Source organism: Actinacidiphila glaucinigra (assembly GCF_900188405.1).
Lineage (GTDB): Bacteria > Actinomycetota > Actinomycetes > Streptomycetales > Streptomycetaceae > Actinacidiphila > Actinacidiphila glaucinigra.
In genome coordinates, this window is record NZ_FZOF01000011.1 from 202,395 (window position 1) to 218,100 (window position 15,706).

Annotated in this window: 2 protein-coding genes; both read right to left on the reverse strand. The window is 72.8% G+C overall.

All coding sequences use genetic code 11. The features are described from left to right. Positions 1 to 10,256, reverse strand: a 10,256-nt coding sequence (locus CHF15_RS23135; protein ID WP_089225772.1) for a type I polyketide synthase, incomplete at its 3' end; no start/stop codon positions are given. A gap of 65 nt (positions 10,257 to 10,321) precedes the next feature. Then, positions 10,322 to 15,706, reverse strand: a 5,385-nt coding sequence (locus CHF15_RS23140) for a type I polyketide synthase (RefSeq protein WP_143681620.1), incomplete at its 5' end; no start/stop codon positions are given.

Here is a 15,706-nt window from a genome sequence, read left to right on the forward strand (position 1 = left end):
TGCCGGGCGAGCTTGCCCGCCGAGGCCGAACCCGCCCGCGCGGCACGCCGGGTGGGGACCCGGACCAGGCCGCTCAGCAGCGGCGGCAGCATCCCTCCGCCGGCGACCTGGGCGCGCAGGGCGCCCACATCGAGCTTCATGGGCACGAACAGCGCGGTCCCGGAAGCGCAGGCGGCATCGAAGAGGGCCAGGCCCTCGTCGTCGGAGAGGGCGTTCACTCCGCCGCGTCCGAGGCGCGACACCTCGCCGGCGTCCAGCTCGCCGGCCATGCCGCCGTCCCACAGACCCCAGGCCAGCGACGTCGCGGCCAGGCCCTGCGACCTGCGGTGCGCCGCCAGCGCGTCCAGGAAGACATTGGCGGCGGCATAGTTCGCCTGCCCCGCGCCGCCGAAGACACCAGCAGCGGAGGAGAACAGCACGAACGCCGACAGATCCAAGTGCTGGGTCAGCTCATGCAGGTTCCACGCCGCGTCCACCTTCGGACGCAGCACCGCCGACATCCGCTCGGCGGTAAGGGATGCGATCGTTCCGTCGTCCAGCACGCCAGCAGTGTGAACGACCGCCGTCAACGGACGCTCCGCAGGAATCGCCTCCAGCACCGCGGCCAGCGCCTCACGGTCAGCGACATCACACGCCGCCCAGGAAACCGAGGCGCCCAGATCCGCGAGCTCGGCCGTCAGCTGCGAGGCTCCCGGGGCGTCCTCACCGCGCCGGCTCACCAGCAGCAGATCCCGCACCCCGTACTCGGACACCAGATGACGCGCGAACAACCCACCCAGCGCACCACTGGCACCCGTCACCAACACCGTGCCACCCAGGGCCAGCGGCTCGGCCTCCGGCTCCGTAACTGCCCGCACCAGACGCGGCGCCAGGAACGCCCCCGCCCGGACAGCCACCTCAGGCTCACCCGACGCCAACGCCGACGCGACGACGTCCCGGTCGACCTCACCCTCAAGGTCGATCAAACCGAACCGGCCCGGATTCTCCGACTGCGCCGACCGCACCAGACCCCACACCGGGGCATGCACCAGATCCACGACCTCCTCGCCCGGCACAGCAGCCACCGCACCCCGCGTCACGAACACCAGACGCGACTCGGCAAAGCGCTCGTCGGCCAGCCACTCCTGCACCAGACCCAGTACCCGACCGGTCTCCGCACGCACGGCACCTGCCAGGTCCGGCGCCGGCTCGTCCGACACGCACGGCACGACCAGCACCGCCGGAGCCGCGCCATCCTCGGCGACCGCATCCAGCAGCATCCAGTCCTCGACCGCACCGCCGACCGGCACCGGCGACCACTGCACCTGGAAGAGGGCATCACCGCGACCGGCGCCCGGCCCGGCGAACTGCTCCGGCGAGAACGCACGCAACGCCAGACCCCGCACGGACGCCACCGGCGCACCCTCGGCATCCGCCAGTTCCAGCGCCACCACGTCACGGCCGGCACGCGACAGCCGCACCCGCACCTCGGACGCGCCCACCGCATGCACCGCCACACCCGACCAGGAGAACGGCAGACGTCCCTGCGCGTCGTCTTCGACGAGTCCGCCGACGGTGATGGCGTGCAAGGCCGCATCGAGCAGCGCGGGATGGAGGCCGAACCGCTCCGCCCCGGGCGCGGTCTCGTCACGGAGCCCGACCTCGGCGAACACGTCCTCACCGCGACGCCACACCGACCGCAGCCCCTGGAAGACCGAGCCGTACTCGAAGCCGGCCGCCGCCAGGGTCTCGTACAGTCCGTCGACGGCGACGGGCTCCGCCCCGGTCGGCGGCCACACCGCAAGGTCGAACACCGGCTCCGCGGCACTGACGGCCAGCACACCGGCGGCGTGCCGCGCCCACGGCACCTCGTCGACCGCACGATCGGCGCGGGAGTGGAAGGCGATCGGCCGGCGGCCCGTCTCGTCAGCGGCCCCGACGCTGATCTGCAGTTGGAGCGCTCCGCGTTCGGGCAGGACGAGCGGTGCCTCCAGGGTCAGTTCCTCCAGCAGCGCCGTGCCGGCCCGCTGGCCGGCGTGCAGCGCCAGTTCCACGAACGCCGTCCCGGGCAGCAGGACCGCACCGGAAACGGCGTGGTCGGCGAGCCATGGGTGGGTGTCGAGCGAAAGGCGGCCCGTGAACAGCAGCCCATCGGAGTCGGGCAGTTCCACCGCCGCGCCGAGCAGCGGATGCTCGGCCCGTCCGAGACCGGCCGACGCCACATCACCCACCGGCGATACCGGCACGTCGATCCAGTACCGCTCCTGCTGGAACGCGTACGTCGGCAGGTCCACGCGACGAGCGCCGGTCCCCGCGAAGTACACCTCCCAGTCCACCGTGCCACGCCGCACATGCACGAAGCCGAGGGCCCCGATCACCGTCTCCGCCTCGGGACGGCCGCCACGCAGAGCAGGGACGAAGGCCGCGGTGTCAGCGGTCACGCACTCCTGCGCCATCGCCGACAGCACACCGTCCGGGCCGAGCTCCACGAACGTGGTGACGCCGGCGGCCTCCAACGCCCTGACGCCGTCGAGGAATCGCACGGCCTCACGCACGTGCCGGACCCAGAAGTCAGGGTCGGCCATCTCATCGGTGACCACGGCGCCGGTGAGGTTGGAGACGACCGCAATACGCGGGGCCTCGAACGACAGCCCGGCAACGACCTCACGGAACGCGTCGAGCATCCCGTCCATGTGCGGCGAGTGGAAGGCGTGGCTGACCGCCAGGCGCTTCGACTTCCGGTCGGCGAAGGACTGCGCGATCGCGAGCGCCGCGTCCTCGTCGCCCGCGATGACCAACGACTCGGGACCGTTCACCGCCGCGATGCTCACGCGCTCGGTGAGCAGCGGCAGGACCTCGTCCTCAGTGGCCTGCAGCGCGATCATCACGCCACCGCCCGGCAGCGCCTGCATCAACCGGCCACGGGCCGCGACCAGCGTGCAGGCATCCTCCAGCGACAGCACCCCGGCCACGTGCGCCGCCGCGATCTCACCGATGGAGTGACCGGACACGAAGTCCGGTCTCACACCCCACGACTCCAGGAGCCGGAAGAGCGCCACCTCCACCGCGAACAACGCCGGCTGCGTGTACCCGGTCTGATCGAGAAGCTCCGCGTCCTCTCCGAACAGCACGTCCTTCAGCGGCACTTCCAGCTCGAGCCGCTCGCAGACCGCGTCCAGCGCCTGCGCGAACACCGGGAAGCTCGCGTAGAGCTCGCGGCCCGTGCCGAGCCGCTGGCTGCCCTGCCCGGTGAAGAGGAAGGCGAGCTTCCCGGTGCTCACGGTGCCCTGTGTCACCGATGCCGCGACGTCGTCCGCCTCCACGGCGGCCAGGCCGCGCAGCAGCTCGTCCCGGTCGGCAGCCACGACCGCCGCACGGTGGTCGAAGGCCGCCCGCTTGGCGGCGAGCGTGTACGCCACATCGGCGGTGGCGAGGCCGGGCGCCCCTTCGAGGTGGGACCGCAGGCGGGCCGCCTGATCGCGCAGCGCCTCTCCGGACTTCGCGGAGAGCACGTACGGCAGGACGGAACCGGCCTGCTCGGTCGGGGCCGGTTCGGCTCCGCCGGCCGAGGCGAGGTCGTCGGGGGCCTGCTCGATGATCGTGTGCGCGTTGGTGCCGCTGATGCCGAACGACGAGATGGCGGCGCGGCGCGGGCGGCCGGTCTCCGGCCAGGCCGTCTGCTCGGTCAGCAGCGAGACGGCGCCCTCGGACCAGTCGACGTGCGGACTCGGCTCGTCCACGTGCAGGGTCTGCGGGAGCACTCCGTGCCGCATCGCCATCACCATCTTGATCACACCCGCGACGCCTGCCGCGGCCTGCGTGTGGCCGAAGTTGGACTTCACCGACCCCAGCCAGAGCGGCTGCTCGTCGGTGTGCTCCTGACCGTAGGTGGCCAGCAGGGCCTGCGCCTCGATCGGGTCGCCCAGCGTCGTGCCAGTGCCGTGCGCCTCGACCGCGTCGATCTCGGCGGCCGACAGGCGCGCGCTCGCGAGCGCGGCACGGATCACCCGCTGCTGGGACGGTCCGTTCGGCGCCGTGAGCCCGTTGCTCGCACCGTCCTGGTTCACCGCCGAACCCCGCAGCACCGCCAGCACCGGGTGGCCCTTGCGGCGGGCGTCGGAAAGCCGCTCGACCAGCAGCATGCCGACGCCCTCGCCCCAGCCCGTACCGTCGGCCGCGGCCGCGAACGGCTTGCAGCGGCCGTCGGCGGACAGGCCGCGCTGAATGCTGAACGCGACGAAAGTGCCGGGCGTCGCCATCACCGTCACACCGCCGGCCAGCGCCAGATCGCACTCGCCGTTGCGCAGCGCCTGGGCGGCCAGATGCAGGGACACCAGCGAGGACGAGCAGGCCGTGTCCACCGTGACGGCAGGCCCCTCCAGGCCGAAGGTGTAGGACACACGACCCGAGGCGACGCTGCCCGAACTCGACGTGCCGATGTAGCCCTCGAGCCCTTCCGGCGCGCGGTGCAGCAGCGTTCCGTAGTCGTTGTACATCACGCCCGCGAAGACGCCGGTGCGGCTGCCGCGCACCGTGGCCGGGTCGATCCCGGCGCGCTCGAACGCCTCCCACGACGTCTCCAGCAGCAGACGCTGCTGCGGGTCGGTGGCCAGTGCCTCACGCGGCGAGATGCCGAAGAACGTCGGATCGAAGTGGTGCGCGTCGTAAAGGAACCCGCCGTTCATGCTGTAGCTGGTGCCCGGGCGGTCGGAGTCGGGGTCGAAAAGCTCCGCCATGTTCCAGCCGCGGTCCTCGGGCATCGCGGAGATGGCGTCCCTGCCCTCCGAGACCAGGTCCCACAGATCCTCGGGGGTCCGCACACCACCGGGGAAGCGGCAGGCCATCGCCACGATCGCGATCGGCTCGTCGTCGCGCACGGTGATCGCGGTCGGGGCCGCCGCATCCTGCCGGCCGAGCAGTTCGGCACACAGATAGCGGGCCAGAGCGGTGGGCGTCGGGTAGTCGAAGACGAGGGTCGCGGGGAGCCGCACACCGGTCGCCGTGCCGAGCCGGTTGCGCAGCTCGACGGCGGTCAGCGAGTCGAAGCCGACCTCGCTGAAGGCACGCCCCGGCTCGACCGCCTCCGGACCGGCGAAGCCGAGCACCGCCGCGACCTGGGCACGGACAAGCTCGAGAACGGACCCGGCCCGCTCCGCCACGGGCAGCGCGGCCAACTGCCGGGCGAGCTTGCCCGCCGAGGCCGAACCCGCCCGCGCGGCACGCCGGGTGGGGACCCGGACCAGGCCGCTCAGCAGCGGCGGCAGCATCCCCCCGGCGGCGACCTGGGCACGCAGCATCGCGAGGTCCAGCTTCACCGGCACGAACAGCGCGGTGCCGGAGGCGCACGCCGTGTCGAAGAGGGCCAGGCCCTCCTGCTCGGACAGCGCGTTCACACCGCCGCGTCCCAGGCGCGACACGTCATCATCGCCGAGCTCGCTCGCCAGGCCGCCGGCCCACAGACCCCAGGCAAGCGACGTCGCCGCGCGCCCCTGCGACCTGCGGTGAGCGGCGAGGGCGTCCAGGAAGACATTCGCCGCGGCGTAGTTCGCCTGACCCGCGCCGCCGAAGACTCCGGCGGCGGAGGAGAACAGCACGAACGCCGACAGATCCATGCCCTGGGTCAGCTCGTGGAGGTTCCACACCGCGTCCACCTTCGGACGCAGCACCATGGACAGGCGCTCCGAGGTCAGCGAACCGACCACGCCGTCGTCCAGGACGCCCGCGGTGTGCACGACCGCCGACAACGGACGCTCCGCAGGAATCGCGTCCAGCACCGCGGCCAGCGCCTCACGATCGGCCACATCACACGCCGCCCACGCCACCGAAGCACCCAGATCCGCGAGCTCGGCCGTCAGCTGCGAGGCTCCGGGGGCGTCCTCACCGCGCCTGCTCACCAGCAGCAGGTTCCGCACGCCGTACTCGGTCACCAGATGACGCGCGAAGAGCCCGCCCAGCAGGCCGCTCGCGCCCGTCACCAGCACCGTGCCGTCGGCGTCCAGCTCGCGCTCCGCCGTAGCCGCGTTCGTGTCGGCCACGGCCCGGACCAGTCTCGGCACCCGGACGACACCGTCGCGCACCGCGGCTTCCGGCTCACCGGAGGCAAGCGCCGACGACAGCGCCTGCGCGTCGGCTTCGTCGTCGCCTGCACGGTCGAGGTCGACCAGGCCGAAGCGCCCCGGGTTCTCCGACTGCGCCGACCGCACCAGGCCCCACACCGGGGCGTGGACGAGATCCGTCACGTCCTCGCCCGGAAGCGCGTCCACCGCGCCCCGGGTCCGGAAGACCAGGCGTGAGCCGGCGAAGCGCTCGTCGGCCAGCCACTCCTGCACGAGGCCCAGCGCCCGCCCGGTCTCCGCGTGGACCGCGTCGGCCAGTTCCCCGGCCGCCTCGTCCGACAAGCACGGCACGACCACCACCGCGGGGACGGTGGCTCCTTCAGCGACAGCCGCGCCCAGCTCCGCGAGATCGGCGTACGCCGCACCCGGGCCGAGGGTCGTCCACTCCTCGGCCGAGACCCTCGAACCGCCCGACGGGACGGTCGTCCACTGGACCTGGAAGAGGGCGTCACCCTGCCCGCTGCCCGGCCCGGCGAACTGCTCCGGCGAGAACGTCCGCAGCGCGAGACTCCGCACGGAGGCCACCGGCGCGCCCTCGGCGTCCGCGACCTCCAGCGCCACCGCGTCACGGCCCGCCCGCGAGAGCCGCACCCTCAGCTCGGAAGCGCCCACGGCGTGCACGGCGACACCCGACCACGCGAACGGCAGACGCCCCTGCCCGGTGTCGTCGACGAGCCCGCCGACACCGATGGCGTGCAACGCGCCGTCCAGGAGTGCCGGGTGGAGGCCGAAGTGCTCGGCGCCCGGCTCGGCCTCCTCCCCGAGGGTCACCTCGGCAAAGACGTCCTCGCCCCGGCGCCAGACCCCCCGCAGTCCCTGGAAGAGCGGACCGTATTCGAAGCCGGCCCCGGCCAGGGCCTCGTACAGCCCGTCGATGGCGACCGGTTCCGCCCCGGCCGGGGGCCAGGCGGCCCACTCGAACGCCGGTTCCTCCGCCCTCTCCCCCAGGACCGCGGTCGCGTGCCGCACCCAGGGCTCGTCGTCGTCGGCCCGGTCGGCGCGGGAGTGGAAGGCCACGGGCCGCCGGCCCGACTCGTCGGGGGCCCCGACGCTGATCTGCAGTTCCGCTCCGCCGTCCTCGGGCAGCACGAGCGGGGCTTCCAGGGTGAGGTCCTCGAGCAGGCCGCAACCGACCTGGTCACCGGCGCGGACGGCCAGTTCGACGAAGGCCGTGCCGGGGAGCAGGACCGTACCCGAGACGGCGTGGTCGGCCAGCCACGGGTGAGTGTCGAGCGACAGCCGGCCCGTGAGCAGCAGGCCGTCTGCGTCCGCGAGAGCGACGGACGTCGCGAGGAGCGGGTGCTCGGCGGAGCGCAGGCCCGCCGAGGTCAGGTCCCAGCCGATGGTTCCGGCGTCGAGCCAGTAGTGCTCGCGCTCGAAGGCGTACGTGGGCAGGTCCACGCGCTGCGCACCCGTCCCGGCGAACACGGCCTCCCAGTCGACGGTGACGCCGTGGACGTAGGCCTCGCCCAGCGACAGCCAGAACCGCTCCAGACCGCCTTCGTTGCGGCGCAGCGACCCGATGACGGCCGCCTCACGGCCTGCGTCCTCGACCGTCTCCTGCAGCCCGACCGTCAGCACGGGGTGCGGGCTGGACTCGACGAACACCCCGAAGCCCTGCTCCAACAGGGTCCGGACCGCCTGCTCCAACTCCACGGTCTGGCGCAGGTTGTTGAACCAGTAGCCGCCGTCCAGCTCAGGCCCGGACACCCATTCGCCGGTCACCGTCGACAGGAACGGCACCTCAGCGTCGCCAGGGGCGATCGGCGCCAGCAGCTTCCCGAGCTCCTCCTCAAGCAGATCCACTTGCGCGGAGTGCGAGGCGTAGTCCACCGCGATCCGCCGCGCCCGCACCCCATCCGCCTCGCACGCGGCGAGGAGCTCCTCCAGGGCCTGCACATCACCGGACACCACAACCGAAGAGGGGCCGTTCACCGCGGCGACGGAGATCCGCTCATCGCCCCAGGCAGCGATCCGCTCCCGCACCTGCCCCGCAGGAAGCGCCACCGACACCATCCCGCCCAGACCCGCCAGCACCCGGCCGATCGCCTGACTGCGCAACGCAACCACGCGGGCGGCGTCCTCCAGCGACAGAATCCCCGCCACACAGGCCGCAGCGATCTCACCCTGCGAATGACCGATCACCGCCGCCGGACGCACCCCGGCCGCCTTCCACACCTCCGCCAGCGACACCATCACCGCGAACAACGCAGGCTGCACAACGTCAACGCGCTCCAACGACGGAGCACCCTCCACACCACGCAGCACATCCACCAACGACCAGCCTGTCAACGGCTCCAGCGCCCGCGCACACTCCTCCACCCGAGCCGCGAACACCGGCGACGAGTCGTACAGCTCCGCCGCCATGCCGACCCATTGCGAGCCCTGCCCCGGGAACACGAACACCGTCTTCCCGCCGACGGCTGATCCCTGGACGACATGGGACGACGCCTCGCCCGCGGCGAGAGCGGTGAGGGCCCGCACGTAGTCCGCACGCTCGCGGCCGACGACGACCGCGCGCCGCGCATGTGCGGCACGGGTGGTGGCCAGGGAGTGGCCCACGTCGGCAGATCGCAGGTCGGGGTGGGCGTCCAGGTGCGCGAGGAGGCGTTCGGCCTGGCCGCGCAGCGCGTTCTCGCTCTTGGCGGTCAGGGTCCAGGGCAAAGCGTCCGAAAGGCTCGACGCGACCAGGACGGGAGGCTGCTCCGGCTCCGCGGTAGCCGCTTCGCCGGCGGTCTCCTCGACCTCGGTGTCGGTCTCCGCCTCCGCAGGAGCGGGGGCAGTCGCCTCCTCGATGATGATGTGCGCGTTCGTCCCGCTGACGCCGAACGACGACACGGCGGCCCGGCGCGCGCGACCGGTCGCCGGCCACTCCCGGCCCTCCGTCAGCAGGGAGACCGCACCCGCCGACCAGTCGACGTTCGTCGAGGGCTGGTCGACGTGAAGGGTCCTGGGGAGTCTGCCGTTGCGGATCGCCATGACCATCTTGATGATGCCCGCGACGCCCGCGGCGGCCTGCGTGTGGCCGATGTTGGACTTGATGGACCCCAGCCAGAGCGGCTGCTCGTCGCTGTGCTCCTTGCCGTAGGTGGCCAGCAGCGCCTGCGCCTCGATGGGGTCGCCCAGCGTCGTGCCCGTGCCGTGCGCCTCGACGGCGTCGACGTCGGAGGGCGTGAGGCGCGCGTCGGCGAGTGCCGCGCGGATCACCCGCTGCTGGGACGGTCCGTTGGGGGCGGTGAGGCCGTTGCTCGCGCCGTCCTGGTTGACGGCGGAGCCGCGGATCACGGCGAGCACGGGGTGGCCGTTGGCGCGGGCGTCCGAGAGGCGCTCGACCAGCAGCATGCCCGCGCCCTCGGCCCAGCCCGTGCCGTCGGCCGCGTCGGCGAAGGACTTGCAGCGGCCGTCGAAGGACAGGCCGCGCTGCCGGCTGAATTCGGTGAAGGTGCCCGGCGTGGCCATGACGGTGGCGCCGCCGGCGAGGGCGAGCGAGCACTCGCCCTTGCGGAGCGACTGCATCGCGAGGTGCAGCGTGACGAGAGAGGACGAGCAGGCCGTGTCGACGGTGAGGGCGGGTCCCTCCAGGCCGAAGGTGTACGACACGCGGCCCGAGGCGACGCTGCTGGAGGCGCCCGTGACGAGGTACCCCTCGGCCTCCTCGGGGATGGCCCGGAGCCGTGCCGCGTAGTCGTGGTACATGACGCCCGCGAAGACACCGGTCCGGCTGCCGCGCAGCGTCGCCGGGTCGATGCCCGCCCGCTCGAACGCCTCCCACGAGGTCTCCAGCAGGAGCCGCTGCTGCGGGTCCATGGCCGCGGCCTCACGCGGCGAGATACCGAAGAACGCGGGGTCGAACCAGTTGGCGTCGTGCAGGAAACCGCCCTGCTGGACGTAGCTCGTGCCCTGCCCGTCGGGGTCGGCATCGAACAGCCGCTCCATGTCCCAGCCGCGGTCGGTGGGGAACGGGGAGATGGCGTCGGTGCCCTCCGACACCAGCCGCCACAGGTCCTCGGGCGACTCGACGCCGCCCGGGTAGCGGCAGCTCATGCCGACGATGGCGATCGGTTCCGGCTCCGCCGACTCGACCTCTTGAAGGCGGCGGCGGGTCTCGTGGAGATCGGCCGTCACGCGCTTCAGGAAGTACCGAAGCTTTTCCTCGTTCATGCTTGCATCCCTCGTACGGAAGTCAGAAAGGCGGAGTCGTCGGATGGGCGGACCGGACCGTCGCGTCAGGAGATCCCGAACTCCTTGCCGATGAAGTCGAAGAGGTCGTCATCGGTGGCGGTCTCCAGCGCTTCGGCCACGTCGGCACCCGCGGGACCCGCCGGCTCCCCGGCCGCGCTCCAGGCCGCCAGCAGGGCCTGCAGCCGCTCGGTGATCCGGTTCCGGCCGTCGTCGTCCGGTACGGCCTCGACGAGCGTCCGCTCGAGGCGGTCCAGTTCCGCGAGGAGCGGGGGAACCGCCGCGGCGCCGCCCTGCCAGAGCTCGTCCGTCAGGAATTCCACGATGGCGTTCGGGGTCGGGTAGTCGAAGACGAGCGTCGCGGGCAGCCGCACGCCCGTGGCCGCACCCAGGCGGTTGCGGAGCTCGACGGCGGTCAGCGAGTCGAAGCCGACGTCGCTGAACGACCGTGCCGCATCGACCGCTTCGGGACCCGCGAAGCCGAGGACCCCGGCGACTTGACCCCGCACCAGCTCCAGCAGTGCCTCTCCCCGTGCCTCCGGCGACAGGCCGGCAAGGCGCTCCCGGAGGGCCGCGCCTCCTTCCGCACCCGAACCGGCGGCGCCGGCGGCGCGCCTCGTCGGGACGCGTACGAGGCCGCTCAGCAGCGGCGGCAGCATCCCCCCGCCGGCGACCTGGGCGCGCAGGGCGGCCAGGTCGAGCTTGACGGGTACGAAGGCCGCGGTCGGCGAGGCGGCGGCGGTGTCGAAGAGGGCCAGGCCCTCCTGCTCGGACAGGGCGTTGACGCCGCCGCGTCCGAGGCGGGACACCTCACCGGCGTCCAGCTCGCCTGCCATGCCGCCGTCCCACAGGCCCCACGCGAGCGACGTGCCCGCCAGGCCCTGCGACCTGCGGTGAGCGGCGAGGGCGTCCAGGAAGACATTCGCCGCCGCGTAGTTCGCCTGACCCGCGCCGCCGAAGACTCCGGCGGCGGAGGAGAACAGCACGAACGCCGACAGATCCATGCCCTGGGTGAGCTGGTGGAGGTTCCACGCCGCGTCCACCTTCGGACGCAGGACCGCGGACAGGCGCTCCTCGTCCAGGGACGCGATGACGCCGTCGTCCAGCACACCCGCGGTGTGCACGACCGCCGTCAGCGGACGCTCGCCGGGTATCGCGTCCAGCACCGCGGCCAGTGCCTCACGGTCGGCGACATCACACGCCGCCCAGGAGACCGAGGCGCCCAGATCGGACAGCTCAGCGGTCAGATCCGCAGCACCGGGCGCGTCCAGGCCGCGCCGGCTCACGAGCAGCAGATCCCGTACGCCGTATTCGGTCACCAGATGGCGGGCGAACAGGCCGCCCAGCGCACCACTGGCACCGGTCACCAGCACCGTGCCGTTGAGGGCGAGCGTCGCGGTGTCCGGCTCCACCACCGCCCGCACCAGACGCGGCACCCGAACCGCGCCGTCCCGCACCGCGGCCTCCGGCTCGCCCATGGCGAGCACGGCGGGCAGCGCGCGGTAGAAGGCGTCGGTGTCATCGGCGTCGATCAGGCCGAAGCGGCCCGGGTTCTCCGACTGCGCGGACCGGATCAGGCCCCACACCGGCGCATGGGCCAGATCGGTCACCTCCTCACCCGGCACGACGGCGACCGCACCCCGAGTCAGGAACACCAGACGCGACTCGGCGAACCGCTCGTCGGCCAGCCACTCCTGCACCAGACCGAGCACGCGCCCGGTCTCCGCATGCGCCGCCTCGGGCAGGCCCTCGGCCGCGACAGCGGCCAGGGGCACCACCACGGCCGCCGGCACAGCCTGGCCCTCGTCGCCGGGGGCGGTGAGTGCAGCGAGGCCCGCGCAGGCCTCGTAGCGGAGGCCCGCGGCGTCGAGACCCGGGTGGCCGGAACCGTCACCGGTGAGCAGGGCCATGGGCCGCTGCTCGGTGACCGGCAGCGCGTCGAGGGGCGTCGCCGTCCAGTCGACCTCGAAGAGCGATTCCATACGTCCGGTGCGCGCTGCCGCGCCGATCTGCTCGGGCGAGACGGCCCGCAGCACCAGAGACTCCACCGAGGCGACCGGCGACCCGGCCGCATCCGCCAGGTGCAGGGACACCGTGTCGCGGCCGGCCGGTGCCAGACGGACCCGTACCGCCGCCGCGCCGGCGGCGTGCAGGCGCACTCCGCCCCAGGCGAACGGCAGACGTCCCTGCCCGGTGTCCTCCACGAGTCCGCCGAGACCGGCGGCGTGCAGGGTGGCGTCCAGAAGGGCCGGGTGCAGACCGAACCACTCGGCGGTCGCCGCGGATTCCTCGTCGAGGCTCACCTCGGCGTAGATCTCGTCGCCCTCCCGCCAGGCCGAGCGCAGGCCCTGGAAGACGGGGCCGTAGTCGAATCCGGCGGCCGCGAGCCCATCGTAGAGCCCGTCGATGTCGATCGGCTCCGCGCCGGGCGGCGGCCAGGCCGCCAGGTCGAAGGCGGGGGCGGGGGCCGTGGCCGCGGCGGTGAGCAGACCGGCCGCGTGCCGCGTCCACGGCTCGTCGGCAGATGCGTTCTCGCCGCGGGAGTGCAGCACCACGGCCCTGCGGCCGTCGTCGTCCGCGCCGGCGACGGCAAGCCGCAGTTGCACGCCGCCCGTCTCCGGCAGCACCAGCGGCGCCTGCAGCGTCAGGTCGTCCAGGACCTCGCAGCCGACCTGCTCGCCGGCGCGCATCGCCAGCTCGACGAAGGCGGTGCCCGGCAGGAGGACCGAGCCCATGACCGCGTGGTCCGCGAGCCACGGGTGCGTGGTCAGTGAAAGGCGCCCGGTGAAGACGACCCCGTCCGAGTCCGGCAGCTCGACCGCCGCTCCGAGCAGCGGGTGGTCCGCCGCGCCGAGCCCGGCCGAGGTGACGTCCCCGATGAAGTGGCCGCCCGACTCCAGCCAGTACCAGTCGCGCTGGAAGGCGTAGGTGGGCAGCTCGACCTGGCGGCCGCCGGTCGGCGTGAAGTACGCCTCCCAGTCGACGGTGACACCGGTGGCGTGGGCCTGGGCGAGGGCGGTGGTGACGGTCTCGGCCTCGGGGCGGGTGGAGCGCAGGACGGGGGCGAAGGTGGCTCCGTCGCCGGTCAGGCACTCCTGGGCCATGGCGGAGAGGACTCCGTCGGGGCCGAGCTCCAGGTACGTGGTGACACCCGCGGCCTCCAGGGCGCGGACGCCGTCGAGGAAGCGGACGGCCTCACGGACGTGGCGGACCCAGAAGTCGGGCGACGTCACCTCGTCGGTGACCAGAGCGCCAGTGAGGTTGGAAACGAGGGGGATGCGGGGCGCGGCGTAGGACAGGCCCTCGGCGACCTTCCGGAAGTCCGCGAGCATGGCGTCCATGTGCGGGGAGTGGAACGCGTGGCTGACCGTCAGACGCTTGGTCTTGCGGTCCTTGAACTCGGCCACGATCGCCGTCGCCGCGTCCTCGTCGCCGGCGATGACGACCGACTGGGGGCCGTTGACGGCGGCGATGCTCACCCGGTCGGTGAGGAGCGGCAGAACCTCGTCCTCGGCCGCCTGCAGCGCGATCATCACGCCACCGGCCGGCAGCGCCTGCATGAGCCTGCCACGGGCGGCGACCAGGGTGCACGCGTCCTCCAGGGACAGCACCCCGGCGACGTGCGCCGCGACGATCTCGCCGATGGAGTGACCGGCCAGGAAGTCCGGCTTCACACCCCAACTCTCCAGCAGCCGGAACAGCGCCACCTCCACCGCGAACAGAGCGGGCTGTGTGTACGCGGTCTCGTGCAGCAGATCGCCGTCGTCACCGAACATGACGTCCTTCAGCGGCACGTCGAGGTGCGCGCAGACCGCGTCCAGCGCATCGGCGAAGACGGGGTAGGCGTCGTACAACTCCCGGCCCATACCGAGCCGCTGGCTGCCCTGGCCGGTGAAGAGGAAGGCGAGCCTCCCGGTGCTCACGGTGCCCCGTGTCACCGACGCCGCCGGGCCAGCGGCCTCCAGCGCGGCCAGGCCGCGAAGCAGCTCGTCGCGGTCGGAGCCGACGACCGCCGCACGGTGCTCGAAGGCAGCACGCTTGGTGGCGAGCGTGTAGGCGACGTCGGCGGCGGCGAGGCCGGGCGCCGCTTCGAGGTGTGCCCGGAGGCGTGCCGCCTGGTCGCGAAGGCCGTCCGGCGCCTTCGCCGACAGCACGTACGCAAGTACGGAACCGTCGTCCTCGGCGGGAGCCTGGGCGACGCTGTTGCTCGGGGCGAGGTCGTCGGGGGCCTGCTCGATGATCGTGTGGGCGTTGGTGCCGCTGATGCCGAACGACGAGACGCCGGCGCGGCGCGGGCGGCCGGTCTCCGGCCAGTCCATCTGCTCGGTCAGCAGGGAGACCGCGCCCTCGGACCAGTCGACGTGCGGGGTCGGCTCGTCCACGTGCAGCGTCCTGGGCAGGACCCCGTGACGGATCGCCATGATCATCTTGATGATGGCCGCGACACCTGCCGCGGCCTGCGTGTGACCGATATTGGACTTGATCGAGCCCAGCCACAGCGGCTGCTCGTCGCCGTGCTCCTGGCCGTAGGTAGCGAGGAGCGCCTGCGCCTCGATCGGGTCGCCCAGCGTCGTGCCCGTGCCGTGGGCCTCGACGGCGTCGATCTCGGCCGCGGTGAGCCGGGCATTGGCCAGGGCCTGCCGGATCACTCGCTGCTGGGACGGGCCGTTGGGGGCGGTGAGGCCGTTGCTGGCGCCGTCCTGGTTGATCGCCGAACCCCGCACGATGGCCAGCACCGGGTGGCCGTTGCGCCGGGCGTCGGACAGCCGCTCCACGAGCAGCATGCCCGCGCCCTCGGCCCAACTGGTTCCGTCGGCAGCGGCCGCGAAGGACTTGATCCGGCCGTCGGGGGCCAGGCCACGCTGGCGGCTGAACTCGGTGAAGGTGCCGGGCGACGCCATGACCGTCACACCACCGGCCAGTGCCATCGTGCACTCGCCGTTGCGCAGCGCCTGGATCGCCCAGTGCAGCGCCACCAGCGACGACGAGCACGCGGTGTCGACCGTGACCGCCGGACCCTCGAGCCCGAACGCGTACGACACACGACCCGACGCGATACTCCCCGAGTTACCCGTGCCGAGATACCCCTCGACGCCTTCGGGAACAACCGTCAGACGACTTGAGTAGTCGTGGTACATCACACCGGCGAAGACGCCGGTGTGGCTGCCGCGCATCGCGGCCGGGTCGATGCCCGCCCGCTCGAACGCCTCCCACGACGTCTCCAGCAACAGACGCTGCTGCGGGTCCATCGCAACGGCTTCACGCGGCGAGATCCCGAAGAACGCGGGGTCGAACCGACCAGCGTCGTGGAGGAAGCCACCCGATTGCGTGTAGCTGGTGCCCCGGCCGTCCGGGTCCGGATCGAACAGCGCGTCCAGATCCCACCCACGACCCTGCGGGAACGGCGAGATCGCATCGCCACCACCGACCAC